General features: G+C 34.7%; 22 protein-coding genes. 15 read left to right on the top strand and 7 right to left on the bottom strand.

Going from position 1 to position 26864, the window contains the following annotated elements:
- Positions 1-2: 2 nt before the first annotated feature.
- Positions 3-788, top strand: a complete 786-nt coding sequence (locus tag NF27_RS06720; RefSeq protein WP_039457282.1) for a cell division protein FtsQ/DivIB — start codon at positions 3-5, stop codon at positions 786-788.
- A gap of 15 nt (positions 789-803) precedes the next feature.
- Entirely contained in the window at positions 804-2045 is a 1242-nt protein-coding gene (ftsA, locus tag NF27_RS06715) for a cell division protein FtsA (RefSeq protein WP_039457280.1), read from the top strand.
- A 289-nt stretch (positions 2046-2334) separates the two neighbouring features.
- Here the strand turns inward: ftsA and NF27_RS06710 are convergent, their stop codons facing one another.
- Both NF27_RS06710 and NF27_RS06705 read right to left on the bottom strand, forming a co-directional pair.
- Complete coding sequence (locus NF27_RS06710; protein WP_039457277.1) at positions 2335-2874, bottom strand: coiled-coil domain-containing protein; 540 nt, start codon at positions 2872-2874, stop codon at positions 2335-2337.
- A 103-nt stretch (positions 2875-2977) separates the two neighbouring features.
- The gene (locus tag NF27_RS06705; RefSeq protein ID WP_039457273.1) at positions 2978-4879 is read right to left on the bottom strand and encodes an ankyrin repeat domain-containing protein; all 1902 of its coding nucleotides are present in this window, start codon (positions 4877-4879) and stop codon (positions 2978-2980) included.
- A gap of 170 nt (positions 4880-5049) precedes the next feature.
- On the opposite strand from NF27_RS06705, the gene NF27_RS06700 reads away from it, so the two are divergent.
- The 5 genes from NF27_RS06700 to NF27_RS06680 all read left to right on the top strand — a co-directional run bounded on the left by NF27_RS06700 (position 5050) and on the right by NF27_RS06680 (position 9923).
- Complete coding sequence (locus NF27_RS06700; protein ID WP_084212843.1) at positions 5050-5574, top strand: LexA family protein; 525 nt, start codon at positions 5050-5052, stop codon at positions 5572-5574.
- 5 nt (positions 5575-5579) lie between these two features.
- Positions 5580-6842, top strand: coding sequence for a Y-family DNA polymerase (locus NF27_RS06695; protein WP_039457271.1), 1263 nt, complete (start codon positions 5580-5582; stop codon positions 6840-6842).
- A gap of 361 nt (positions 6843-7203) precedes the next feature.
- Positions 7204-8175 carry an ankyrin repeat domain-containing protein gene (locus NF27_RS06690; RefSeq protein WP_039457268.1) on the top strand — a complete coding sequence of 324 codons (972 nt, stop codon included), beginning with the start codon at positions 7204-7206 and terminating at the stop codon, positions 8173-8175.
- 215 nt (positions 8176-8390) lie between these two features.
- Complete coding sequence (locus NF27_RS06685; RefSeq protein ID WP_039457264.1) at positions 8391-8915, top strand: LexA family protein; 525 nt, start codon at positions 8391-8393, stop codon at positions 8913-8915.
- 126 nt (positions 8916-9041) lie between these two features.
- Positions 9042-9923, top strand: coding sequence for an ankyrin repeat domain-containing protein (locus NF27_RS06680; protein WP_039457262.1), 882 nt, complete (start codon positions 9042-9044; stop codon positions 9921-9923).
- A gap of 469 nt (positions 9924-10392) precedes the next feature.
- Here NF27_RS06680 and NF27_RS06675 read toward each other — a convergent pair whose 3' ends face one another.
- A complete protein-coding gene (locus NF27_RS06675) occupies positions 10393-11211 on the bottom strand; it encodes a division plane positioning ATPase MipZ (protein ID WP_039457259.1) in 819 nt (272 codons plus the stop codon).
- A 10-nt stretch (positions 11212-11221) separates the two neighbouring features.
- A complete protein-coding gene (hisS, locus tag NF27_RS06670; RefSeq protein ID WP_039457256.1) occupies positions 11222-12472 on the bottom strand; it encodes a histidine--tRNA ligase in 1251 nt (416 codons plus the stop codon).
- A gap of 165 nt (positions 12473-12637) precedes the next feature.
- On the opposite strand from hisS, the gene NF27_RS06665 reads away from it, so the two are divergent.
- On the top strand, positions 12638-12925 hold the full coding sequence (locus tag NF27_RS06665) for a hypothetical protein (RefSeq protein WP_152606861.1): 288 nt from the start codon (positions 12638-12640) through the stop codon (positions 12923-12925).
- Positions 12926-12999: 74 nt separating this feature from the next.
- Positions 13000-14208 (top strand): 5-aminolevulinate synthase, encoded by a 1209-nt coding sequence (gene hemA / locus NF27_RS06660; RefSeq protein ID WP_039457251.1) that lies wholly within the window; start codon positions 13000-13002, stop codon positions 14206-14208.
- A gap of 19 nt (positions 14209-14227) precedes the next feature.
- On the opposite strand, the gene NF27_RS06655 is transcribed toward hemA, so the two are convergent.
- From NF27_RS06655 to recJ, 3 genes are all read right to left on the bottom strand, one after another.
- Complete coding sequence (locus NF27_RS06655) at positions 14228-16669, bottom strand: ankyrin repeat domain-containing protein (RefSeq protein ID WP_039457248.1); 2442 nt, start codon at positions 16667-16669, stop codon at positions 14228-14230.
- A 307-nt stretch (positions 16670-16976) separates the two neighbouring features.
- Positions 16977-17978, bottom strand: coding sequence for an NAD(P)H-dependent glycerol-3-phosphate dehydrogenase (locus NF27_RS06650; RefSeq protein WP_039457245.1), 1002 nt, complete (start codon positions 17976-17978; stop codon positions 16977-16979).
- Positions 17971-19773 carry a single-stranded-DNA-specific exonuclease RecJ gene (recJ, locus tag NF27_RS06645; protein ID WP_053332650.1) on the bottom strand — a complete coding sequence of 601 codons (1803 nt, stop codon included), beginning with the start codon at positions 19771-19773 and terminating at the stop codon, positions 17971-17973. Before recJ ends, NF27_RS06650 begins: the two co-directional genes overlap by 8 nt.
- Before the next feature lie 134 nt (positions 19774-19907).
- Between recJ and truA the strand changes: the two genes are divergently transcribed.
- From truA to NF27_RS06615, 6 genes are all read left to right on the top strand, one after another.
- Positions 19908-20645 (top strand): tRNA pseudouridine(38-40) synthase TruA, encoded by a 738-nt coding sequence (truA, locus tag NF27_RS06640; protein ID WP_039457242.1) that lies wholly within the window; start codon positions 19908-19910, stop codon positions 20643-20645.
- 77 nt (positions 20646-20722) lie between these two features.
- Positions 20723-21040: a hypothetical protein gene (locus NF27_RS06635; RefSeq protein ID WP_039457239.1), complete on the top strand. Its 318-nt coding sequence runs from the start codon at positions 20723-20725 to the stop codon at positions 21038-21040.
- 117 nt (positions 21041-21157) lie between these two features.
- Positions 21158-23047: a GspE/PulE family protein gene (locus NF27_RS06630; protein WP_204367874.1), complete on the top strand. Its 1890-nt coding sequence runs from the start codon at positions 21158-21160 to the stop codon at positions 23045-23047.
- A 1-nt stretch (position 23048) separates the two neighbouring features.
- Entirely contained in the window at positions 23049-24248 is a 1200-nt protein-coding gene (locus NF27_RS06625; RefSeq protein ID WP_039457237.1) for a type II secretion system F family protein, read from the top strand.
- Positions 24249-24303: 55 nt separating this feature from the next.
- Positions 24304-25674, top strand: coding sequence for a glutamate--tRNA ligase (gene gltX / locus NF27_RS06620; RefSeq protein ID WP_039457235.1), 1371 nt, complete (start codon positions 24304-24306; stop codon positions 25672-25674).
- An 87-nt stretch (positions 25675-25761) separates the two neighbouring features.
- Positions 25762-26826, top strand: a complete 1065-nt coding sequence (locus NF27_RS06615; RefSeq protein WP_039457234.1) for a glycosyltransferase family 61 protein — start codon at positions 25762-25764, stop codon at positions 26824-26826.
- Positions 26827-26864 lie beyond the last annotated feature (38 nt).

Genomic DNA, 26864 nt, shown 5'->3' with positions numbered 1-26864 from the left:
AAATGAAGCAGCAAACTTATAAAATTAAATCACGACAAACTTTGCTTAAAGCAAAAGCACAAAGACTAAGAACTTTTAAGCTGAAAATTTTTACTTTAGTTTTTTTAAGCATAGTCAGTTATTACATTTTTCCTCATGGTGCTTTTGAAAATATCTCAAGCTTGCCGAATAAGTTTTTAAAACAGAAAGCTTTTACTTTGGATGAGGTTGAAATATTAGGAGTAAATAAACTAAGTTATAATCAAGTTCTAAAAACTGCCGAATTAGATGAAGTTAAAAATATATTTGATATAGACTTAATCTCTCTTAGAGAAAAGCTTAAAACCAATCCTTGGATTGAAGGAGCAAGCTTAAGTAGGATATTTCCGTCAAAAATAAAAATTTCAATTAAAGAAAGAGTGCCGAGTGCGATTTGGTGGCATAAAGGAAAGTTTTATTTGGTTGACCATAGCGGGTTTGTTATAGAAAAAGTATCGGAAAATAGCCTTAAAACCGGCTATTTGCTGATAGTAGGAGAAGATGCTAATAAAGATTATCATGCTATTCAAGATATGCTGTTTCATAACAAATTATCAAACCAGGTATTATCAATTATTAAAATTGGTAATAGAAGGTGGGATCTTTACTTACAAGGAGATTTACAAGTGAAGTTGCCGGAAGTTAATGTAGAGAAATCATTGGAAATTCTTGCAAATATAGTTAAATATAAAAATAATGATTTGAGTGTTATTGATTTAAGGCTCATCCCTGATAAAATTTATATTGAATACAAATCAAAAGACGGATAACGGGAAGCATAAATTATGCCTAAACAAAGAAGTAACATTGTGGCTGTATTAGATCTCGGAAGCTCTAAGGTAGTTTGTTTTATAGCTCGAATGGGTACCCAAGGGAGAATTGAAATACTCGGCGTCGGGCATCATGCATCCCACGGCATTAGAGCCGGAATTATAACTGATATTAAAGCAACCGAAAAATCAATCATTTACGCGGTAGAAGCGGCTGAAAAACTCGCCGGCGAAAGCATACAGAAGATTTATATCGGGATGACTTCCAATAATTTAATTTCACATAGAGTGCCATCTGAAATGGTGGTGACCGGGCATGAAATAAATGAGAAGATATTAAATAAGTTGCTTTTCCAAGTGATCGATAAATATAACGACCAGGAAATAGAGATCATTCATTCATTTCCGTATGATTATATGCTTGACGGGAATAGGGGGATTGAAAGCCCCCTTGGTATGTACGGTAATAAAATTTCCTGTGATTTCCATATTATTTCCGGGCAAGCAAGTACATTGTTAAATATTGCTAATTGTGCGGCAAGATGCCAACTGGAAGTGGAGGGTTATATTTCTTCGGCTTATGCAAGCGGGATATCATGCCTAACCGCTGATGAAATGGATTTAGGGGTAACTTTAATTGAATTCGGAGGTAGTTGTACCTCGGTTTCAGTTTTTAGCAGAGGTAATTTAATTTTTACCGATGGGGTTCCGCTTGGTGGAATTAATGTTACTAATGATATTGCAAGAGGGCTTTGCACTGATTTTACTAATGCAGAGCGGGTAAAAAACCTTTATGGCGGAGTTATTGTAACTCCCTCTGATGAGCGGGAAATTGTAGAGGTTCCTTTAACTGATGATGATGATAGTGAGATGAATGTTGTACCTAAAACTATGCTGATTGAAATAATCCGTGCCAGAGTTGAAGAGATTTTAGAGATTATACAGCACAAGCTAGATGAAAGCGGAGTGAGTAGGCAGGGTGGAAATAAGATAGTTATCACAGGGGGGGCTTGCCAACTTTCCGGTATGAAAGAGTTGGTCGGGCATATATTTTCTAAAACCGTTAGGGTAGGCTACCCGATAAAACTTGAAGGATTGGGAGAAAATTCAAGCGGAGTTTCATTTGCGACTCCGGTTGGGATGTTGGTACACTTAACCGAAACGGAGAATTCCATGGACCCGTTCGGTTTAAGAAGTTCAAATAATGACGGGCTATTTAAAAATTTATTTCGTTGGCTAAAACAAAATTTTGCTTAAATGCATTCTATGTCAGATAAATTAAATTGAATTGAATTGAATTGAATATCTTACACATTTATTTGAATAAAACTTCAGGCAACCCTAATGATTTATTATCGAAAATTAATTAAATTAATAGTAGCTCACCCCTCTCTCCCTTTAAAGGGATAGCGCTCATAAAAGTTATTAAATAATTTTTATGTATATCATTTTTTGTACAACCAATAGGCTAAGAGTATTTGTTGTCAGATTTATAGCTTAATTTACTATAAAAATTTAGGATTAAGCGAGAGGGGAATAGACATGCCTAAATAGGAAAATTCTTAACGATAATAACCACTGCAAATGCAATAAAAAAAGGTATAATCCATTTCAGAAAATCTCTTTTAATTTCTTTGATCTCTAACTTTGCTTCAAAAGCTTCTTGTTTTGCGCTGCTGATATCCTGCTTAAGTTGATTTGTAGAATCAATAATTCCCTGTTTTATCTCAGCTTTGGTGCTTGCGATTTCCTGCTTAAGTTCATTTACTGAATCATTTATTTCCTGCTTTATCTCTACCCTTGTATTTGCGATATCCTGTTTGAGTTCCGAATTAATCTCCACCAATTCGGTTTTTATTTCACTGAGTTCGGATTTAGTAGCTATTTCACTTCTAAGTATTTCAATATCTTTTCTGATTAAAGCGAGCTCCTGTTCTACTTTTGTGCCCTGATTGTTAGCTGTATCATTAGTCGAACTATGTTCTTTGCTAACCATAATGGCATTAATAATCTCACTTGCTTGATCCTCAGGAACCCCTCTATCAGTTAACTTCTTCACAGCGTCATAAGAATTAAATGCTTTCATTTCCAAATACTTAACTATTTAAATTTAGTTTAATTTAAATATAGACAGCATTCAAGTAGATAACATAAAATAAATTGATTAATGAAGCTAAAGAAGAGTTCTATCAGTTAAGCTGCATGTCTTGTGAAGCGGTGTTTTCCTGCTCTATTTGTTTGGCCCAGCTGCTTATTTTTTTCTTGTTTATTGAAAACGGTACTCCTTGAGCTGCTGCTTTTTCCTGCTTGATTTTTCTGTATTCTGAAACCTTTTCAAGCAGTTGCTTAACATTTTCTGATTGAGTGAGGTCTTTGGCCGTTTGGCCTTTATTATTCATTATATCCGGATCCGCCCCTGCTTTTAATAGAGTTGCTACTGTTTTAATAGGGTTTGTGTTTTCTGACTCATGTAATGTCAGGTGACCTGTCATTACAAGCATTAACATAGCGGCATAACAAAGCTTTGAAGTCCTGATGGCTGCCAGCATTAATGGTGTATAACTTGAGTTGATCGGCCAGTTACTTTGAACATTGACATTAATTTTCTCTACACTCCTTAGTAAATACTTAATTTCTTTTGTTTTTCCAGCGAAAGAGTATTCAAATAATTTTTTTTCGCCATCTATCTGAGCAACCCAGTTATTTACCATGGATTTAGTAGGATCATAAGGTGTAACGGTGTTTAAAGCTCTATTAGGTATACAATCATTAATCAATTCAATTGCTTCTAAGTTAAGCTTGGATTTCTCTTTGTAAGTTTCATAAGATTTTTTAAAATCCTGATTTTTCATTAGACGGTTAGAAATATATTGAGTTGTTATATTTAATAACGATGGCATCTTTTCTTTCTGCTCTTTCTTATAAGCATCAAACTTTTCAAGTAATTTTTTTATATCAATATTTCCCGTCAGTTCTTTAGCTGTTCTGCCGTGATTATCTGTAATATTAATATCAGCTCCTGCTTTTATAAGTAATGCTGCTATCTCTAAATTTCCATTCTCGGCTGCAATTATTAATGAAGTTTTAAAACTAAATACATCCCTTGTATTTGGATTAGCATCATTATCTAATAATAATTTTACTATTTCCTTATACTCTTTTTTCACTGCAAGCATTAATGCTGTTCTATTATCATTGCGGTAAGCATTTATATTAGCCTTCTTGTTTAATAGTTTTGCTACCACTTCTATATGACCGTTTTCTGCAGCGTACATTAATGCAGTGTAACCAAACTTATCTTGCTTATCGGGATCTATGCCGTTATTTAAAGCAATACTTACCAGCTCTACGCTACCGGTTTTTGCTGCGGCTATTAGTGTTTTATAACCTAACTCCCCTTGAATATCTATATTCAAACCTTTACTCAGCAACATTTCCGCTGTTTCTTTATGGTCATTTTCTATTGCCTTTAGAAAAGCTTTGCTGTATTCGGTATTATTATCATTCGGTTTTATAAACCATTTTAATAAGGGTTCAAATATTCTTGTAAAAAAGCTTTTTGCTAATTTTTTCTCTAAAAGTATTTCCAATGTTTCTCTATGTCCGTGTTCGGCGGCGTATATTAAGGCGGTGCCTTTACTTTTGTCTTCTAGATTGAAATCTGCGCCTTTACTTAAAAGTTCTTTAACTATTTCGTCATGACCGCTTTTAGCTGCGGTTATCAATAGTGTTTCACCATCTTTAGCTTGTTTATTTAAATCTAAACCTTGCTTCAGCAGTAACTTTACTACTCCTAAATGGCCATTGCGTGCCGCTTTACCTAAAGCAATAATATATTCATCCTGGGATGTCCCTGCAAGCCAGCTGAGCATCCTGTTTACAATGCCGGGTTTTTGATGTTTGTTTAATAATATTTCTACCACATTCGCATGGCCTGCTTCAGCGGCAGCGATTAGCGCCGTATAAGGTTGACCATTAATAAACCCTCGAGCTTTTATATTAATATCTTTTTCTTCTCTTATTAAGGTCTCAATTTCATACGTTTTTCCTAAGGACGCTAGTTGAATTAACGTTATTTCTTGATGTCTCATAGTTTTTTAATAATAAGTTATTTTTTATTTAAAGGGTTATATATCCGCTTTAAACGATTTTCAAACTTATAATTTAAGCAGTCTTCGATATTTAACACATCTCTTCTTGATTAGTGTACGGATATCATATATAATAAAAAACATAAATTGGAAACATACCGAGGAATGATATGCATAATAATTTAAATACATTAAAAACTGAATTAAAGCTACTTATTAATGCGGATATTAATTGCAAGGAAGATGTGGAGGAATACATAGATCCTATCAATATGATGGAAAAGAAATTCTTCTTTTCAGGATATAATTCTATGACCTTGCCCTTCTTCAGCTCTAAGGTTGCAGCGGGTTCGCCTGCTTTTGCCGATGAGTTTGTAGAGGACTTAATCAATCTTACTGATTGCTTGGTTAAAAATCCTCCTTCTACGTATTTCATGCGTGCAGTTGGGGTGCTAATGATGAATGTCGGTATATATCCGGGTGATTTATTAATTGTCGATAGAAGCGTTGAGCCGGAAAACGGTAAGATTGTGGTGGCGACATTCGGAGGAGGGTTGATAGTGAGAAGATATTATAACGATAACGGCAGCATATTGTTACTTCCGGAAAACGATGATTACAACGCCATTGATATTACAAATAAGCCGAACATATCGGTATGGGGAGTTGTAACTGCGGTTATCCATAGATTTTAAATACAATGAAGAGGTTTATTGCATTAGTGGACTGTAACAATTTTTATGTTTCGTGTGAAAGATTGTTCAGTCCATCTTATATAGATAAACCTGTCGTAGTTTTATCTAATAATGATGGTTGCGTTATCTCCCGTTCAAATGAAGCAAAATTGCTCGGCATACCGATGGGTGCCCCTTATTTTAAATTTCAAGCTTTATGTAAAAGACATAAAATAATTGCTCACTCTTCTAATTTTGAACTTTACGGGGATATCTCAAGAAGAGTTATGGCTACACTCGAAGCATTTGTACCGAGTATTGAGATATACTCAATAGATGAAGCCTTCATTGATCTAACCGGCATAGCTGACCCTCTTGCATTTTGTGTAATGCTTCGAGGCAAGGTAATGCTTTGGACAGGGATACCGGTTTCAATTGGTCTCAGTTATACTAAGACTTTGGCAAAAGCAGCCGGAGAAGTAGCTAAAAAATCTGAGAACGGAGTATTTGGATTATTGCATGAAGAAGATATTAATTTAACTTTGCAAGCTTTAAATATTAATAAGGTTTGGGGTATCGGTAATCAATGGGGTATGAAATTAGAACTTAAATTCGGGATCAGAACTGCTTATGATTTGAAACTAGCAAGTGCTACTTTTATTAGGAAGCATTTCTCGGTGGTGATTGAGCGAATAATATATGAACTAAAAGGGCTATCCTGTTTAGAGCTTGAAGAGATTGAGACCAAGAAATCAATATCTTCTACCCGCACATTTGGCAGGAGTGTAAGCGAGCTAAGTGAGTTAAGGGAAGCAATTGCTTCATATACGGCAAATGCTGCAAGAAAGCTAAGAAGGCAAAACTCTAAAGCATATGGGATATATATTTATATCAGGACTGATCGTTTTAGAGATACTACACAACATAACAAGGGTAAACTAATTGAACTTACCTATCCGACTTCAGATACGGGTGCGCTTATTAGTGCGGCAATAAAAGGCCTGGAAGCAATATATAAGCGCGGATTCCAGTATAAAAAAGCAGGAGTAGTTTTACTAGATATAGTAAGGGAAAATTACCTTCAGCGGGATATAACGGAGGAATATAACGTAGAGAGGGGGTTAAGATCGGCTGCTCTTATGGAAGCGGTTGATGAACTAAATAAAAAATTCGGTAAGCGCTTAGTGCAGCATGCAGCTGAAGGCGTTAAGAAAGAATGGAAGGTAAAGGCTGATTTATTATCTCCAAGGTATACGACCAGGTGGGATGAGCTAATAAACGTTTATTAACTCAACCTGAAAACCTACATATAAGTAATTTTAATTTTGTTACTAAGTAATATTCTATTAAGAAAATTTCAATGATGAGAAAGTCAATTTGCTTTATGAAAATTAATAGATTTTCTTTATTGTTCAAAGCCTTAACAAAAATTTAATTTTCTTTAAAAAGAGTATATTTAAATTGAAATATTCATAATATTATTTATAGACATCATTCGATATTTCTTACGTTTAACCTTAAATTGTTACCTTCCAAGCATAAATTTTGTAATACAAATTGTAGATAACCTTAACGAAGTTTTAAATAAAATGCAGTTATATACTGCTAAATGGAGTGTTATAATGCTTTTTTAATTATACATAATGAAAAATGAGAAATTATTATAATAACAACAATATTACGCAGCTTAGTATTAGGCTGTTTATAGATGCTGCAAACCAAAATAGCGAAAAAGTAAAAGAGCTTATAACCCGAGGTCAAGATATAAATGCGACTGATAGCGAGGGTAATACAGCATTAATGTATGCTGTCGAGGAAGGGATTTTAGAGGTTGTAAGATTAGAAGTAAAGAATGTTGAGAATAAAACAGCATTGATACATTTTGCGAAGCAAAAAGCCTTAAAAATTATAGAGTGCTTAGTGGATAACGGTGCTGATATAAATAAAAAGAATAATAGGGGTATGACGCCATTAATGTACGCAGTAAGGGGGGCGCATTTGGAAATTGTAAAATGCTTGCTTGATAAAGGTGCTGATGTAAATTTACAGGATAATAAAGGCAATACTGCCTTAATGCAGGTAGGAATAAGTAAAGCTAGTCCTCAAGACGGAGAGCTTATTCAATGCTTGCTGGATAAAGATGCAGATATTAATATAAAAGATCAATACGGTACAAGTCTATTAGAACGCGCAGCACTTAAAGGCATAGATTGGATAGGATATTTAATCAGGCCGGATGTAAATTTATTTACTAACGATCCTCAAATTGAAGCAGTGACATCTTCAATAGAATGTAAAAGTACCAAAGAATTGCTCAACAAGGCTGCTCGCCATATACCATCCTTAACTGATAGTTTGCTTCAACTTTTTAATGAGGGGTTAAGAGGTAACCCTAATCGTTCGGTCTTTAAAGAAAATTTTTATTACCATAAAAAAGAAGGTAATATTCCCCAAGATTTAGTAGAAAGAATTGAAAAAACCAGAGGTAATAAAAGCTTAAAAGAACTTTATTGTCCTCCATCGCAAGAAATAGTAACCGGTTGGGTCAAAAAAATCAAAAGTGCTGAAGCAAAACGCCAAAAAACAAAATTTGATGATGCTTTCGCAGCTTACGGTTTATAAATAAAATGTAAATAATTTTAAACCGGTATACTTTGTATATGGTTTATAGTTTTGAGTATACCGTTTAATTGTAAGAAGCTCAGGTTAATTACGGCAAATAAACTTTATATTGTTTTAAAAATAATTAATGTAAAACTAACTTGAATAATGTACGATAATCTATATTATAAAAACTATTTGTTTGGAAATAAATCGTAGAATATTGAGGTTAGTATATGAATGTTATATGGGGCGGAAAAAGAGAAGGATCAGGTAGGCCGCGCGGGGCAGGGAGTAAATACGGCGAGCCGACTAAACCGATAAGAGTGCCGGTTACCCGGATTGAGGAAGTGTTAACCATACTTGACCGCCCGCCTTGTAGATTACCCCTCTATAGCTCTAAGGTAGCGGCCGGATTCCCTTCACCTGCGGATGATAATATTGAAAATATGCTTGACCTAAATGAATACCTTGTGAAGAGCCCTGATTCAACATATCTGGTACGTGCTACCGGTCTTTCAATGATTAATGCCGGAATACACCCTGATGACCTTTTAGTAGTCGATAGAAGTTTGGAACCGCAGCACGGTAAAATAGTGATCGCGGCAATTGAAGGTGAGCTGACGGTAAAACGACTTTATAAAGATAAGGAAAAAATCTTGCTTCTTCCTGAGAATTCCGAATTTCAGCCGATAGATATCACTGATAAAGAAAGTATAGTGATTTGGGGCGTGGTTACAAACGTAATACATTCTTATTAATATTATTTAGGTAACTAATACTATTGCCGATTTATAAAAAAGCTAAAATTTATTTAGTGTTCTTATTTATTTTTTAAATATTTTATTGTATTTAAATTAATGTAAATATCAATTTGGGTACAAAGCATGCTGGATAAAAATAAAATTTTGGATAATAGAACTAAAGATAAGTTTTTTTCTTATATAGAAAAAGGTGATAAAGAAGAGCTGGAGAAAATATTATCTAAGGCTTCCAAGCAGAAGGTATTGCCTTTGCTTCAGAATACCATTGATAATAGAGGTCGAAAGGCATTGCATTTAGCTGCTTATTTGGGGCAAAATGATATAATTGATGTTCTTGTAAACCATGGTTTTGATAAATTTACAGCAAATAAATTCGGTGAAAGCGCGGTTCATTTTGCCGTTTTAGGAAATAAAATCTCCACGTTTGAGTTCTTAGTAAATACATGTAAGCTTGATCCGCATTTTCCTAATTTAGAGCATGAAACACCGCTGATGTATGCGATAAAAAGGCATTATGATGAATTTGTTAAATGTATAGATGAAAAGTATGGGTCAGAAATACCTAAAGAATATAAAGGAGATATTACAAAAAATTATTATTTTGAGAAAAGTAAAATGTTAGAGGAAGCTTTAACAAAAGCTAATAATGAAAAAGAACAAACCGGAGTAGAAAATGAATTATTAAAAAGTGAAATAGAAGCATTAAAAAATAAAACATTTTCAAAATCAACAGAAGAATTAAGTATGATTTCGGATAGTATTGAGAAATTCAATATTGAAAATAAAACTGTTTCCAAAAAAGAAAAAGTAGCTCCTGAGAAGCAATCAGAAAAAATCTCCAGAAAAAAAAGGCCTCATGAGCAGATATTAAGTTTAAAAACTGAAGAGAAAATAGATAAAGGAGAAAAACCTAAATTTATCAGCGATATCATAAATAAACAAGCAGGAAAGAAACGTAAAGAAAATGAAGAAAAAAGTGATAAATCAGTATCCAGAGGAATTTGAGAGATTTTCCAAAAAACTCCTTTTGTATTATTATTCTATTTAGATAAATTGAGAGTAAATATTTTGATATTTATGAATTAAAAAACTAAAACCGTATATAGTACATTAAGTTGAATATTCTACATACATGGAGCATAGTTAAACTATAAAAAATCAAACTAGGTTTGCGTATAAATGACTATGTCATTTATAAAGCGCACGCACTATAAATGGCCGCGAGGCGCGTGCCTCTTACTATTTTTATTATCTGATTTTCAGTTGCAGGCTATATAGTCATATTAAACTTAACTTATTGTATTTATATAAACGCGTTAGATATTCAACTTATTTTACTATACCTTTGTATGCTCTTATGGTGAATAATCTGCTTCACAGTTAATTGCTTATCATAAATAATAATATAAAACCGGCAGTAGAGTTGCTTTAAAAGTAACTCTACTTAATTTGATCAATTAAAAAATTTATATCTTTAAGCGGCAATTTTTTCAGCAATTTCCTTTATTTTTAATGCTTGAATAAATTCTCTAAGTTCCTGCCTTGCTGCTATCATAGAGGTGTTTATTCTAACTAAATTAGTTGTTCCCGCATCATGTAAGGTAAGGCCGTGTAAGAAAAGTTCTTTAAAGATTACTCTATCACTGAACCCCGGAGCTACAATAAAACCGAGTTTTTTCGCAAGCTTAACTAGGGAAGCTTCAATATTTCTCCGATTTAACGTATCAAGAGAGGATACTCGGTTTTTAACTACCACCCACCTTATTTCTCCACGATTTCTAGCAGCTTTTCTTAATTTTTGTTCCCAAAACATTGCGCTATAAATCCCGGGTGTTATTACCTCCAAATTATCTGCACTGATTTTACCCAATAAGTCTACATCAATAAAGCTTTCATTTATCGGGGTGACTAAGGTATCGGCATACGAGTGAGCAATACGACTTAAGGGCGCATCACTTCCGGGAGTATCAATAACAATAAAATCATTGTTTTCTTTTAATTTATTAAGTGCGCTTAAAAACTTTTCCTCTTCCTCTTTATTCCCTTCAATTATGTTAGGGTTTTTGCTTTTAGCAATTACTATATGCTCAGGGACTTCTAAATTAAGATTGTTCTTAGTTTTACTAAGCGCTCTGTTCTCTATATAGCGAGTTAAAGATTGCTGTCTGGAATCAATATCAATTGATCCGACTCGAAACCCAAGTTTTAATAAGCTGATGATTAAATGCATTGCTGAAGTAGTTTTACCGCTGCCGCCTTTTTCATTTCCTAATACTATTATGTGAGCACTCACCCTGTTTCTCCTAAAATTTTCCTAGATATTGATTTAGTTTATCCAAAGGAATTGTTTCTTCAACTCCTGAAATCATATTTTTAACTTTTATTACATTCTTTATACATTCTTCATCACCGAAGATAAGAGTAGCTACGGCATTTAGAGAGTTAGCTTTCTTAAATCTTTTTGAAATATTGCCGCTATACTCTGCAAATATTCTAAACCCGGCTTTTCTCAAATTATTTAATAACACATATGCATTTTGCTCGGCAACCTCACCGATTGCAATAAAGTAAAAATTTTTATCGATAGGCGAATTAAAGCCTTTAAGTTTTATAAGTTCAGCTAAGCGTTCAATCCCTGCTGCAAAGCCTATTGCAGGAATTGAAGGCCCTCCCATGATTTCAACCAATCCGTCATATCTGCCGCCGGCAAGAACAGTACCTTGACTGCCGAGTTCGGTAGTAGTGAATTCAAATACGGTATGAGTATAATAATCCATTCCCCTGACTATCTTAGGGTTTTCTTTATAATTTATACCTAGTTTTTTAATACCATCCAGCAGCTTGTAGTAATACTCCTTAGATTCATCATTAAGATAATCTAAAAGGAGCGGAGCATCTGCAACGATTTTTTTATCTTCTTCGTCTTTAGTATCTAATATGCGAAGCGGGTTTTTCTCTAATCTCTGCAAGCTGTCAAAAGAAAGTCTGTCTTTATATTTGCTGAAATATGCAACTAAAGCTTTTTTATATTCCGCTCTGCTTGCAAGATCGCCAAGAGTGTTGATTTCAAGAGTAATTTCCTCGTTAAAACCAAGCTTACTTAAAACCTCATTGGCAAGTGCTATGGTTTCTATGTCGGAATAAGCGGTTTTAGCACCTATATACTCAAAATTAATCTGGTGAAACTGACGGTAACGACATTTTTGCGGACGCTCATGACGAAATAATGCTCCCGAAGAAAAGAGTTTTTGAGGTAAGTTTTGAGTTAACCCGTTAGAAATTACACTTCTTGCAATGCCTGCGGTAAATTCCGGCCTTAAAGTTATACCGGTTTTATCTCTATCGATAAAAGTATATGTTTCTTTACTTACAATATCGGAAGTATCACCTAAAGTTCTATGAAAAACTTCACTTCTCTCGAATATAGGAGTTTGTATTTCTTCATAACCGTAGTTCTGAGCTATTTTATAAGCAGTTTCGGTTATATGATTGTGTAATTTAACATCTGCACCCATTATATCATGTGTGCCGCGTATGGGTTGTAATAAAGTCATATACAAATAAAATCATTTTTGTGCCTGGTATGATAGCACTAACTGTAAAATTTATCAAAGCAAAGGTTGAAATTATAAATGAGTCAATATATTTTAATAATATATAATTGCGCATTAGACAGATTTATATTAAATATACACATACTTAATCAAGGAGACCATAATATGTTCGAAACAATAATTAATTTTCTTCATGTAGCACCGCTTGCAGCAATTCTTGCGCTTGCAGTTGCACCAAAATTAGCATCACTACTGGGTAAAAATTTAGAAAATGCTAAAATAAACACAGCAATGCTGGTATTATCATCTATCGGGATTTTAGCGGGTGCATTTGAACACCATCACGGTATTCAACTTTTAGACCCATGTTTTGGTTATGCTGCAACTTTGGCTTTTGTGGCATTTAAAATCTCTCAAAAGAAAGCTGTAAAGGTTTCTGTAACAAAAGAGTAATAAAAATTATTTTTTGATTTCATAAGGCGGGAAAATGTGTTAGTGTTTTTCTGCCTTTTTTATTTTATGATATTATGCCGCAGTATTTAGAAATTTTTCAGCAAGCCTTAGATAAGGTGAAAGACGAAGGGAGATACAGAGTATTTACCGAGTTAAAATATTCGGAAAACTCGTCGCCTAAAGCGTTTTGTCCACGGCTGAATAGAATGATAACTGTATGGTGTAGTAATGACTATTTAGGTATGAGTCGTCACCCTAAAGTTGTTGAAGCAATGGTGGAAACAGCAAAAGTTATGGGTGTGGGTGCCGGAGGCACCAGGAACATCTCTGGAAACAGTATGCCTATAGTTGAGCTTGAAAGAGAACTGTCCGAGTTGCATGAAAAGGAAATGGCTTTAGTTTTTACTTCCGGCTATGTGGCAAATCAGGCAACGCTTTCAACACTTACTAAAATTTTACCCGATGTAGTTATGTTTTCGGATGAAGCTAATCATGCTTCCATGATACACGGAGTTAAAGATGGTAGAGCTGAGAAGAAAGTATTTAAACATAATGATCTTGAAGATCTGGAAAAAAGCTTAAAAGAAACCCAAATTTGGCGACCGAAGCTGATTTTATTCGAATCGGTTTATTCGATGCTCGGGGATATTGCTCCCGTTAAAGAGATTTGTGATCTTGCAGCAAAGTATAATGCCCTCACTTATATTGATGAAGTCCACTCAGTCGGATTATATGGGGAGAGGGGAGCAGGGATTGCCCAAATGCAAGGGGTAATGGATAGGGTGGATATTATTCAAGGCACCATGGCAAAAGCTTATGGGGTAATCGGCGGGTATATTGCAGGAAAAAAAGTAATTATTGATGCAATAAGAAGCTACGCGCCCGGATTTATTTTTACCACTGCGCTTCCGCCTGCGGTTGCTGCTGCTGCCACTCAAAGTATCAGACATTTAAAAACATCCGATTTTGAACGTAAAAAGCATCAGGAAGTAGTAAGTAAGTTAAAAGAGAAGCTTGATAAGGTTAAAATACAATATTATCAAAATGAAACTCATATAATCCCTGTCCATATCGGAGACCCGATTTTATCAAAAATGATATCAACCAGGTTACTTGAAGATTATGGATTATATGTTCAGCACATTAATTTCCCGACCGTACCGAAAGGAAAAGAAAGGTTGAGAATTACCCCAACCCCGTTCCATACCGAGCAGATGATGGATGAATTGGTGAGCGCATTATCCGCTGTATTCAAGCAGTTTGAACTGCCTGTAGCCGCATAACTTCATGTAATATACTTTGCTATACTCCTCTATATGAATCAGGTTTTCCTTTTTCATTATCTAGGCGCTCGGTAAAAGTTAAGGCTTTAATGCCGTTAAGCGCCTCGCTAAATATTTGTTTAAGTTGTTCAGTTATTTGCGGGTAATCCATTGCTTGAGAAAACTGTAAGATGCTTAATCCTTCTTTTCCTAAAGGGTTAACTTCTGATTCTGCTCTATGACTTAAAAAAATAGGGATTTTATATTTAAAAATATTACAAATCATTTGAGAATTTTTATCAACAAAGAATTGCGCAATACCTTCGGAATTATTAAGCAATATAGCTTCATATAAAGCTCTATATTCACTTACAGAATAGATGCAAATTTCTGCAAGTGTAGTAATTAATTTTGATGCTTTAATATTATAATGTAATGCGAACCCAACGCTATCCGTAGAAATTCTACGCCCCGGGGTGAGTATTAATGATTTAGCAGATAAAACTCGTTTCATTTTCTCTAAACCATCTTGAGAGATGACCGCTTTAATTAGGTCAACCGTTATCGCAAGTTCTCCTTTTAAACTTCTACAAAAGGGTGATTCCATTATATGTAAAAAATCTTTACTTCCAGGAGTGGATATAAGCTTTTTTATGTCAAGTCGGGGAGTAAACTCAATATCAGCGCCAAATTTAATCAGCAGGTTCATTGCTTCTCTATAATTTGTATCGATAGCAAAAGATAAAGGAGTATTACCTAAGTTATCAACAATATTTGGGTCTATACCATTTTTTAATAAAAATTTTATTACTTCAATTTGTTCTCTATTAATATAATCATGTAATAAGGAATGCGGAAATGTAAAGTCATCAAGAACAGTTATATTAATATTTGCCCCATGATCCAGCAAAATTCCAGCAGCTTTTAAGTCCCCATTTAAAAGGCACCACGACAAAATATGCAAAGCATAATTTTTAGGGACTTTACATTTTGAATTAAACGTGGGGTTAAAATCAAAAACAAATCCTTTAGAAACCTCAAAAGTATACTCTGCATAAACTTGATTTAACCCAAATTGTTCGAATGCTTCTTCTAAAAGTATTTCTTTTAAATAAGCAAGCTTTGATTCTGAATTTAAAAGCTGATCTATATCTAAATTTTCTTTAGCGTACAGCTCCGGATGATCCCTAATAAAATTTATTTTTTTATTACTTTGCTCCAATCTTTTTTGAATACGTGATGATCTACCGCTTATAAGTTCTTCATATCTTACCTCTTCATTTAACTCAAATATTAAGGGTTCATTTATATTAATCCTTTTTATATTATCAGTAAAAGCTTCATAATCCTTAGACGTAAGATTAAGGAATATTTCTCTTATTATGCCTCTTCTAATCTCTTCAGGCGATTGTATAGACAATAAGTTAACACCATAGGGACTATCTCCTTTTTCTTTCCCTTTCTTTATATGATTTGTTTTTACAACCGCCCTTTCTACTTCCTTCTCTTTTTCTTTATTTTTACCTCTTTCTTTAGTAGCTAAATCGGTTTTTATAATTATTGTTTTCAGATCTTCGTGTTTTTTAGTATCCTTATATTTATCTTTTAAGGTATGTTCTATCATTTCTATATCAATGATATGGGGTAAATTTATTACATCTTCCCATAATAAAGTTGTATTCCTTACTAAGTTTCTAAAGAGTAAACCATGTGCTATTCTATTTCTATGTTCCCTTAAAAGCTGCCAGTTCTCAGGAGTATTATGTATTCTTTTCTTTTGCATATAATCTTTAAGATTTTCCCAGATAACCTGTACGGCAAGTAAAATTAAAGCTTGTCTCAGCGGTGATTTAATAAAGGTATCATGGTTTAAATCATTAGGTTCTATGAAGGGGCGAATTAAATTATATGTTTCTCGAATATTAAATAATGCTTTATCAGAAGCTTTCCTAATATTCGGTGCTTGATATGATTGGGATATTAAAGGTAGCATCCCGGCTTCAAACTTAATTTCTACATTGTTATTTAGCGTTAATATGCTTGGTTCTTCTAAAATACGGCCTTCGCATAATGTTTCTCTAATTGTATCTTTTAGTTTAAATATATAGTCTAAGGTTGATTGATTATCTGAGCACCAATATGATATTAGCTCTTGTATATTTGTTGCATGAGCTATAGCTAATCTGTCATGCCCAAACCAATTTTTATTTGTTTTCCCTTCTGCATGTGCAAAACTCAGGCTTGCAAGTTTGACATGCTTTTCAGTAAAGTTGCGAGCAAGCTGTTCCTGTGCTGAGCCGATAAACTGTAAATTTAATAATATAAACGCCACCTCTTCCATAGAGTTAATCTTTTCGTTTTTTAAGATTATGGTTTCTATAATTTCTATACTTTCAAGAGTATATATAAGTCTATTCTTACTATTATAGTATTCCGCGTCATTAAAACGTAAACTATCATACTTTTCTCTTAATTCTTTCATAGGTACTTCCTTCATATTTATTAAAAAGTTTTAATAAAAATTAATAAATATTTCATAAATTTTTATTAATTTAAATACTATACATGGCATTTATTATAAATTTTCTGAATATATTATATATTAAGAAGTTTATTTTGCAATTAATGTTTAAAGAAGGGAATAAAATCGGCATATCTGTCATAAGAGATGAAATATTATATTTTAAAAATATAATTTATATTGATTACTTGATTAACTAATTAACTTAATAAAATAAGTTATTATTATAGTGCGGTGAAAAATAAGCCTAAAGTTAAAGCAGGATTATTTAAAACTTCTCGGCTTTAAGCGGGCGGTTAACCAGTAGATCAATTTCTTTTTCTATATTGCTTCCTTGGTAAAGAATCTTATATATCGCCTTAAATATAGGTAAATCCAAGTTTAATTTTTCGCATAATGCATTAATTGAGTGTGAGGTAGGGTACCCTTCATAAGTCCCGTTTTCATTTAAGATTTCTCCGATCGGTTTACCGCTTGCAAGCATAAACCCTAAACTCATATTACGTGAGGTTCTGCTGCCGCAGGTTAAAATTAAATCCCCCATACCCGCTAAACCTAACGAGGTTTCCAAATTGCCATTGAGCGCAATTGATAAACGGGTTATTTCATTTAATCCGCGAGTAACTAAAGCTGCTTTGGCATTCTCTCCTAAATTTAAGCCTTCAAGAATACCTGCCGCAATAGCAATCACGTTTTTTGCAGCTCCGGCAATTTGTACGCCTATAATATCATTTGAGTAATAACATCTGAACGCAGGGTTGCTGAGCGCACGAGCAATGGTAACCCCCATTTCTTCCTGTGCACATGCAATAAGAGATGCCGAGAGTTTTTTTACGGCAATTTCACTGGCAAAGTTAGGCCCTGAAAGAATAGCAATAGTGTTCTGAGGTATGATTTGCCTACATACTTCGCTCATTAAATTTAATGTGTTGTTTTCTATGCCCTTAGCACAGATGACTATAGGAACATTATTTGAAATATATTCCTTGAAATCCGATAAAAATTTTCTTAAAACCTGCGCGGGAATAGCAATTAAAATTAACTTCGCTTTTTTAAAAGAAGCAGGCTCATCGGTTGCTGATATGTTAGTGGGTAACTTTATAGAAGGGAAGCTTTTTGGGTTAATATTATTCTTGTTAATTGAATCAACTACCTTTAAATCCCGGCTGTATATAATTACTTTTTCTATATTATCTGCCGCAGTAATTGCTAGTGCCGAGCCCCATGCCCCATCGCCGATAACTAAAATATTTTTAAAGCACTTATTCATTTACGGATGCATCTTCTATAATAAAATCAATTTTATTTTTATCGAAACTACTCGCTTGAATAGTACCGGCAATGTTAATTTTTTTGCCGATACTATTCAGCAAAAATTGTCCTAAATCCGTTTCCGAGCCTTTAAATAAAATACATTTCTGCACTTTATTACCCCTGTCGACTTTTTTATCGGTAACAATAACCATAACATGATAGCCGCCAACTATGAGAGCACGGGTTATGATGACGTCATGAAGAGCGAATTTAGGCGCGGGGTTGCCGCTACCGTAAGGCGCGGCTATGTTGATATCTTCAATTAATTTATGGTTCACGGAAGCAACGGAAAGAACATGATCAATATGTAATTCCTTTGCTTTAATGAAAGGCTCTGCACCTATATCTAATTTATTAATCAGATAATCACAAAACGGCTGCATTTTAGAAATTTCAACGGTAAACCCGCCGGCCATAGCATGACCTCCGCCTTCAAGGAGTAAACCTTCAGTTTTAGCGCTTGCCAGTGCCCTGCCTAAATCAAGGCCTGTGATCGAACGTGCCGAGCCTTTAGCGGTATCTTCTTTTATTACCATAACTCCGGCTGGTCTGGAATATTTTTCTTTTAATTTACTTGCGAGAATGCCGAGAATTCCGATATGCCAATCCTTGCTTTGCACCAGCATAATTGAATTATTATAAAGCCGGTTTTTTTCAATCTGTTCAATAGCTTCTTCTAAAGCTTTTATCTCGATAGAGCGTCTTTCTTCATTATATTTTTCCAGCTGCATTGCAATATTATATGCTTCTTTAGGACATTCGGTAGAAAGAAGGTAGGTTCCCAGTATACCCTCACCGACTCTGCCTCCCGCATTGATACGGGGGCCGAAAACGTAACCTAAATGGTGTGCTTTCGGCTCGGAATCAAGTTTAACCAGGTTAGCTAAAGTAGCAATTCCTACATTGCCGCGCTTTGCGATAATCTTAAGACCCTGGGTAACAAATGCTCTATTAACTCCTTTTAATATCATAACATCACAAACGGTGCCAAGAGCAACAAGATCTAAAAGTTTGAGCAAATCAGGCTCTTTTATATTGTTTTTTACAAACCAATCCTCTTCTCTCAGTTTAGCTCTTAGAGCAACCGTTACCATAAATGCCACTCCGACGGCAGCCATATATTTATAAGGAAAATCTTCGTCAAATCGGTTAGGGTTTATTACGGCTATGGCTTCGGGCAGTTGTTCTATCCCTAAATGGTGGTCAACTATAATTACTTCAAGCCCGATATCTTTTGCATGTTTAAGCGGCTCAAAGGAAACTATTCCGCAATCTACCGTGATTACTAAGCTATAACCTTCTTCTTTAAGCTTGTCGAAAGCCAGCTTATTGGGGCCATATCCTTCCTTGAGGCGGTTCGGTATATAGACACCGATTTCAATATTTAAATCTCTAAAGAATCTTTTTAGTAACGCACTTGAAGTAGCACCATCCACATCATAGTCGCCGAAAACACAAATTTTTTCTTTATTATTAATAGCATCGATTATTCGCTTAGATGCTTTATCCATATCTTTTAAGGCAAATGGATTGTGGATTAAGTTTTTAAGTTTAGGGTCTAAAAAGTTTTCCGCTTCTTCAGCAGTTTTTACATCTCTATTATAAAGTATTCTAGCCAAAACCTCATTAATATTAAGTTTCTGGCATAAAGTTCTAATTGTCCTTTCGCAACCTTCTTCAAACTTCCAATCTAATCCTCTAATCGACCTGCCAAACTTAATGCCCTCGGCATTGTTTGACTCAGCTAACATTTTAAGTACTCGTTTAATTTATAATTATTCTATATTCTCTATTCATATAAGTAAATAATTTTGCTAAATAATCTTAAGCGAAGACATTGAACAATTAATGAAGTAGTTTTAGTAAATTTTATTCGGTAGTGAAATTGAAACGGTATAGGATTACAATAGAGTATGATGGAACCGGCCTGGTCGGTTGGCAACGCCAAAGGACGGGTATCTCAGTTCAAGGGCTTATAGAAGAAAGTATTTATAAGTTATCTATGGAGAATGTTACCGTTTACGGCGCAGGAAGAACCGATGCCGGAGTTCATGCATATGCACAAGTTGCACACTTCGATTTGGTAAAAGAATTCCCTCCGCATAAAATTAGAGATGCACTGAATCATTTTCTGCAACCTAATTTAGTATCGATTATCAAAGCTGAGCAAGTAGCTTCTGATTTTCACGCCAGATTTGATGCAAAGCAAAGAAGCTACATTTATAAGATAGTTAACAGAAGCTCTCCTTTAACGTTGGATAATAATAAAGCGTGGCATGTAATTAAAAAATTAAATATACGCGATATGCAGGAAGCGGCCGATTTCTTGATCGGTAAGCATGATCTCTCGAGTTTTAGATCCGTATATTGTCAATCTGATACTTCGATTAAGTCTATAGATGAAATTAAAATTTTAGAAAACTGCAATGAAGTATTAATTAACATTGCCGCACCGTCATTTTTACATAATCAAGTGAGGATAATTGTCGGGACGCTGGTAAAAATAGGGAAGGGAGAATGGAATGTTGAAAAGATGAAGGAAATTATTGCAGCTAGGAATAGAACTGCAGCCGGCTCAACTGCGCCTCCTTACGGCTTATATTTTAAAAATGTAATATACTGAAATTAGTACATAAATTTTTAGGAGAGGACTTCCGTATAATCTAGTAAGCAGATATTATCCGAAGAAAAAGGATAAATATGAAAAGTAATAATAAAAATAAACATTGGTTAGAAACACAAAGCTACATAAATGCCGCGATGCATAAATTAGAAAAGGACATTACAAAATATGTTGAAAAGAGTATGGAAAAAAAATCAAAATTATTACAGCAGGAATTTAAAAGAATGGTTCTTAGTACCTCGGAAAGATCACATCAACGTAATGTAAATAATTTTTTTAACACTAATAAAAATTCTTCCCCTTATCAAAATGCTTCAAGTTTTAACTTAAGCGGCAACCAGTTGCTTACTTCTCTGGTAACCGAGATCAGAAACAATCTATTTAATAATTTTTAAAAAACTTTGCTTGATTTAATTGTAGCCTACATAATATATGAAGTTATTGTTTACTTAAGAGCTAAATTTATATTATACTTAAAAGTAGAGAAGGGGTTTCTCGGGGGGTAATATAAGATGAGTATGGGATATGATAATCGTCCGGATGACGAAGGGTTCTCACCTGAGCAGAAGAAAAAGAATACTTATGCTGCAATTGAAGAGATCAATGAAAAAGCAATGCGCATACTCAAAGAGCATGGGGCAAACATTGCAGAAAGTGAAGAACTTATATCTAGCTTAAATTATTCCGATTCATCCGGTTCTAATCCCAAAGAAGTAACTATTTCTTTGGAAGAAGCGCTTTTAAGTAAAGGATTAATTTCTAAAGATCAGTTGCAGGTTGCTTTAAAGCAGCAGAAAGAAGCTAAAGATAAACAGGATTTAGGTAAAACCCTTATTGATTTAGGGTTCATAACAGAAACAGCTTTAGCCGAAGCTTTTGCCGAATCATCGGGTATAGAAACTTTAGATTTGAAAGCGACTGCGCTTGATGTAGATTTAATCAGAAAAATCCCAAAAACAATAGCTAGTCAATATAAGATTCTCCCGATCTCTCTGGATGGAGATAAACTGCACGTAGTGACTACCGATGTCTATAATATTGTAGCTTTCGATCAGATAAAAAGGTTTTTTGACAAACATATCCAAGTGGTTGCTCAGTATGCCAATGAATCGCAAATCAACGATGTAATTGAGCAATACTACGAATATGAAATGAAGGTTGAGGGGATTTTAAAAGAAATTGAAGCTGAGCTTGAAAAGGGGCGTAATTTATCAGCTGATGACCAAGGGTATTTGAACCCTACCGTAAGACTTGTAGATGCAATTTTATTCGACGCAATAAGAAGAGGAGCCTCGGATATTCACCTGGAACCTGAAAATAATTTTGTAAGGTTGAGGTATAGAATTGACGGTCAGCTAATGCAGATCCTTACCTTTCATAAAGAATATTGGTCGGCAATTGCGGTAAGGATAAAAATCCTTTCTTCCATGAATATAGCTGAAACCAGAAGCCCTCAGGATGGAAGAATTTCTTATGTCGTAATGGGAAGAACCGTTGATTTTAGGGTTTCAACCCAGCCGACGGTTCATGGTGAAAACATTGTCGCAAGGATATTGGATAAAGCTAAGGCTTTAGTTTCTTTAAAAGATTTAGGGCTTTCGGAGTATAATATAGAACTTTTATTCCGCCTCTTGAAACGCCCTGAAGGCATTATAATTGTAACCGGGCCTACAGGCAGCGGTAAAAGTACCACCCTTTATTCTATACTCTCATTTATAAATTCGATTAATGTAAATATAATGACTCTGGAAGATCCGGTTGAATATCAGCTTTCCTTGATAAGGCAAAGCGGGGTTAGAGAGGGAACGGGAATGAATTTTGCCGATGGTATCAGGTCAATGATGCGTCAGGATCCCGATATAATTTTCGTCGGAGAGGTGAGAGATAAAGATACCGCCTCAATGACGATAAGAGCGGCAATGACCGGGCACCAGGTTTTTACTACTCTTCATACCAATGATTCGGTGGGTGCTATTCCAAGATTAATGGATTTAGGGATTAAAGGTTCGTTACTCGCCGGAACAATTATTTGCATGGTTGCCCAAAGGCTTGCAAGAAAACTTTGTATTGAATGCAAAGAAGAATATAGTCCGGATGAGCTTGAGTGTAAAATTTTAGGAATTAGTGCTGAAACTTCGCCTAAGCTTTATAAGCATAAAGGTTGCCCTAAATGCTATGATTCAGGGTATAAAGGTAGGGTAGCAATTATGGAGATCCTTGCAGTAGATGAGGAAATTGACGATATGATTTCCAGGGAAGCATCCCGTAAACAAATTTTAAGCTATGCTAAGGAAAACGGTTTTATCGCTATGGCACAGGATGGAATTAATAAAGTATTAGAGGGAACTATCGATATTGAGGAGTTAATCGGCACTGTCGATATGACGGAGAGGATGAAATAAAATGGCGCTATATTCTTATAAAGCATTAAATGAAGAAGGCAAAGTAGTTAAAGGTAAGATCAGTGCCAGAAATGAGCAGGAACTTGAAGCAAAGTTAAAGCAATCTTCTTTTGACTTAATAAGCGCTGAAGAATTAAAATCGTCAGGTGTCAGCTTTTTTAATAAAGCATCTTTGCAGGATTTAATACTTATTTGCGTTCACCTCCATCAATTGGAAAAAGCAGGCGTACCTATATTAGATTCAATCGGGGATTTAAAGGAGGATTCCGATTCGCAAACTATTAAAAATGTAATGATGGATGTACATGATTCGTTAAAAAGCGGGAAATTATTATCAGTTGCGCTGGCGGAGCATTCTAAAATATTTGACAATGTTTTTATTTCACTAGTAGCAGCCGGAGAAAAAACCGGAAGTTTTGCAGAAATATTCGGGCACTTAGAGCACCACTTAAAATGGATTTTGGATATTAAAACCAAAATTAAAAAAGCTACCATGTACCCAATTTTTTTATTCTTTCTTCTTATGGGAGTAATCATGATAATGATGGTATATGTTATACCTAAATTAACAGTATTTTTGTTAGCTCAAAATATTCCATTACCTTTTTATACTAAAGCATTAATTGCAACTTCCGAGTTTGTAGTAAATTACTGGTATGTAGTGCTTTGCGGGCCTGTAATATTTTACGGATTGATAAAATTTTTATGTTGGGCTTCCCTTGCTATTGCTTATCAGGTGGATGCGATAATATTAAAATTGCCGTACGTCGGTCTTGTAATCAGGAAACTTGAAATTTCCAGGTTCTGTCACTTCTTTGCATTAACATATAAAAGCGGGATGGGTATCTTGGAATGCTTGGCTATTGCGGGCAGCGTAGTACAAAATCATGTGCTTAAGGAAAGTATAGAAGCTGCTAAAACAGGTGTATCGGAAGGCCAAAAAATTACTAATGCTCTAAAAGCTACCGGGCAATTTCCCTCTCTGGTAATAAGAATGTTTAAGGTTGGTGAAAACAGCGGTAACTTAGACGGTTCATTGCAAAATGTTAATCACTTTTATGATCAGGAAGTAAATGATGCCGTAAATGGTATCGTATCATTTTTACAGCCGGCACTTACCCTAGTTATGGGTGCAATACTCGGTTGGATCACAATTTCGGTATTCGGTCCCGTTTATGCAAGCTTCGGGGGCATTAAGTAGCCTTTCATTTTACTAATTACTATGTTATATTTCTTAAAAAATATAGATAGTATTTATGAAAGTTATAACTCGATTTGCTCCGTCTCCTACAGGGTTTTTGCATATCGGAGGTGCAAGAACGGCTTTATTTAACTGGTTATATGCTAAGCATAAGGGCGGAGAATTTTTACTGAGGATTGAAGATACCGATAAGGAAAGGTCAACTGATGAGGCAATTGATGCAATCATCGATGGCATGAAGTGGTTGGGACTGGGTTGGGATCGGGAATTAGTATTTCAATCAAAAAATGAAGAAAGGCATAAGCAAGTTGCTTACAAGCTTTTAAATATGGGAAAAGCTTATTATTGTTATTCCTCGCCTGAAGAGATTGCGGAATTTAGAGAGAAAAACCCTAACCAAAAATTTCAAAGCCCCTGGCGGGATAAGGATAAAAGTGAAGCGCCCGCAGGAGTTAAGCCCGTAATCAGATTAAAAGCAAGTAAAGTCGGAGAAACGGTTGTTGAGGATTTTGTGAGAGGAAAGGTGTTTGTGCAAAACGCTGAGCTTGATGATATGGTTTTGCTTAGATCTGACGGTAGCCCTACCTATATGCTTGCCGTAGTCGTAGATGATTTTGACATGCAGGTAAATCATGTAATTAGAGGAGATGACCACTTCACTAATACTTTCAGACAAAAGCAGATTATAGAAGCAATGGGCTGGCCGGTGCCGAAATATGCTCATATTCCGCTTATCAACGGTTCTGATGGTGCTAAGCTTTCTAAGCGCCATGGAGCATTAGGGGTGCAAGCTTATAGAGAAATGGGATATTTACCTGAGGCTTTAAAAAATTATTTACTGCGCCTAGGTTGGAGCCACGGTGATGATGAAATATTTTCCGAGCAAAAAGCAATCGAGTTATTTGATATAGACGGTTTAGGTAAATCCCCCTCAAGGTTTGATTTTGATAAGTTAGATTCAATTAATGCTCATTATATAGCAAATTCCGATGATAATGAGCTATTAAAATTAATTGCACCTGCGCTTGGTATTTCTTTGGATGATATATATGCAAAGCGAATTTTAATCGGCATGCCGGGATTAAAAGTCCGTGCTAAAACTTTGAATGAGCTTAAAGAAGGAGCTAAAATTTATATAAGTAAGTCGAAGTCTCTGGATGAAAGATCAAGTAAAGTCTTAAATGAGGAGGGTAGGCAGGTCATATCAAAATTATTACCTCTACTTAAAGATATCTCACCATGGACAAAAGAAGAACTGGAAAAAAAATGCAGTGAATTTGCAGCAACTGAGGGAGCCAAGCCGACTCTTATAATGCAGTTGTTGAGGGCAGGGGTGATCGGGACTTTTGCTGCTCCCGGTATTTATGAGGTTGCTGAAATTTTAGGAAAAGATGAAGTTTTAACCAGGATTTCAGAAATTGTTTAATTGTATAACCGTTGACAGAAAAACTTATTTAGTATATCTGAGCAATTGATATAAATTATTGTTATTTATTTAAAATAGGTTTGCTTGATGCAGCGTTTTGCTATCTTTCTCAGTATTATATTAATTACGGCTGCATCCTTTTATTTTTTTCAAGATAAGAGAAAGCTTAGTTTACCTCTAAAAACTACTACCCTGGAAGAGTATAAAGAGAAATATCCTAAAAATGTAATGTATATCGATTTTAATACCTCGGATCCAAAGGAATTTATAGTAATTCTTAATAATGGTTATGTATTTGAAGATGGGCGGGTAATAACCGAGGGAAGTGAGATACTTGAAGATGTGGCCGTTTTAAAATACGGTGGTGCAATAAAAGATAATCCGTTACTGAAAAAGAAAGGTTTCCCTGAGCCGAAGAAGGTTGGCAGCACTTTAGCCGTGATCGCGTCTAACGGTGAAGAGAACTATTATCATTGGGTGTTTCATGTTTTGCCTAGAATTAAGCTTTTGCAGGAATCTAAAATTCCGTTTGATAAAATTTATATTTATAATATTAAATATCGTTATCAAAAAGAATCAATAAGGCTCTTAGGGATAGATGAAGATAAAATATATATAGGCAAAGAAAATCAATTTATACAAGCTGAAAAATTGCTTGTTCCTTCGATAGCGGTTAAACCGGCGATAGGTAAATTATTTCCGAAATGGGTTATAAGTTTCCTAAATGAAAAGTTCCTGATAAATGATAAAAATAAGCAATTCCCCGAGAAAGTTTTTGTATCAAGAAGTAAGGCCTTTTCAAGAAGAATTATTAATGAAGATGAGCTCTTTAAAATATTAGAACCTAAAGGCTATAAAAAAGTATTTCTTGAAGATTTGCATGTAAGAGAGCAGGCGGTAATATTTCATCATGCTAAAGAAATTGTTGCTGCACACGGTTCCGGCCTTAGTAACTTAGTTTTTTGTAAACCGGGCACGAAGATAGTAGAGATTAACCCGTTTGATGGACATAGGGGGCCTTATAAGATGCTTGCAGGGCAAATGGAGTTAAGTTATGAGGATGTTGATACAACTACAAACGGCCTTACTCCCCATCAAGTTGAGGAAGATGATATATTTGTTGATATTGAGAAAGTAAAAGAAGTTCTCTAATAATATGTTTTTTTACATATAAGCTATATGTATTAAAA

The sequence above is a fragment of the Candidatus Jidaibacter acanthamoeba genome (genome assembly GCF_000815465.1).
GTDB classification, from domain to species: domain Bacteria; phylum Pseudomonadota; class Alphaproteobacteria; order Rickettsiales; family Midichloriaceae; genus Jidaibacter; species Jidaibacter acanthamoebae.
This window is presented reverse-complemented; position numbering and strand designations above follow the sequence as displayed.

Coding starts and splice junctions, on each gene's coding strand:
- NF27_RS06720 (WP_039457282.1), top strand. CDS start 3: ATGAAGCAGCAAACTTATAAAATTAAATCACGACAAACTTTGCTTAAA.
- ftsA (WP_039457280.1), top strand. CDS start 804: ATGCCTAAACAAAGAAGTAACATTGTGGCTGTATTAGATCTCGGAAGC.
- NF27_RS06710 (WP_039457277.1), bottom strand. CDS start 2,874: ATGAAAGCATTTAATTCTTATGACGCTGTGAAGAAGTTAACTGATAGA.
- NF27_RS06705 (WP_039457273.1), bottom strand. CDS start 4,879: ATGAGACATCAAGAAATAACGTTAATTCAACTAGCGTCCTTAGGAAAA.
- NF27_RS06700 (WP_084212843.1), top strand. CDS start 5,050: ATGCATAATAATTTAAATACATTAAAAACTGAATTAAAGCTACTTATT.
- NF27_RS06695 (WP_039457271.1), top strand. CDS start 5,580: ATGAAGAGGTTTATTGCATTAGTGGACTGTAACAATTTTTATGTTTCG.
- NF27_RS06690 (WP_039457268.1), top strand. CDS start 7,204: ATGAGAAATTATTATAATAACAACAATATTACGCAGCTTAGTATTAGG.
- NF27_RS06685 (WP_039457264.1), top strand. CDS start 8,391: ATGAATGTTATATGGGGCGGAAAAAGAGAAGGATCAGGTAGGCCGCGC.
- NF27_RS06680 (WP_039457262.1), top strand. CDS start 9,042: ATGCTGGATAAAAATAAAATTTTGGATAATAGAACTAAAGATAAGTTT.
- hisS (WP_039457256.1), bottom strand. CDS start 12,472: ATGACTTTATTACAACCCATACGCGGCACACATGATATAATGGGTGCA.
- NF27_RS06665 (WP_152606861.1), top strand. CDS start 12,638: ATGTTCGAAACAATAATTAATTTTCTTCATGTAGCACCGCTTGCAGCA.
- hemA (WP_039457251.1), top strand. CDS start 13,000: ATGCCGCAGTATTTAGAAATTTTTCAGCAAGCCTTAGATAAGGTGAAA.
- NF27_RS06655 (WP_039457248.1), bottom strand. CDS start 16,669: ATGAAAGAATTAAGAGAAAAGTATGATAGTTTACGTTTTAATGACGCG.
- NF27_RS06650 (WP_039457245.1), bottom strand. CDS start 17,978: ATGAATAAGTGCTTTAAAAATATTTTAGTTATCGGCGATGGGGCATGG.
- recJ (WP_053332650.1), bottom strand. CDS start 19,773: ATGTTAGCTGAGTCAAACAATGCCGAGGGCATTAAGTTTGGCAGGTCG.
- NF27_RS06635 (WP_039457239.1), top strand. CDS start 20,723: ATGAAAAGTAATAATAAAAATAAACATTGGTTAGAAACACAAAGCTAC.
- NF27_RS06630 (WP_204367874.1), top strand. CDS start 21,158: ATGAGTATGGGATATGATAATCGTCCGGATGACGAAGGGTTCTCACCT.
- NF27_RS06625 (WP_039457237.1), top strand. CDS start 23,049: ATGGCGCTATATTCTTATAAAGCATTAAATGAAGAAGGCAAAGTAGTT.
- gltX (WP_039457235.1), top strand. CDS start 24,304: ATGAAAGTTATAACTCGATTTGCTCCGTCTCCTACAGGGTTTTTGCAT.
- NF27_RS06615 (WP_039457234.1), top strand. CDS start 25,762: ATGCAGCGTTTTGCTATCTTTCTCAGTATTATATTAATTACGGCTGCA.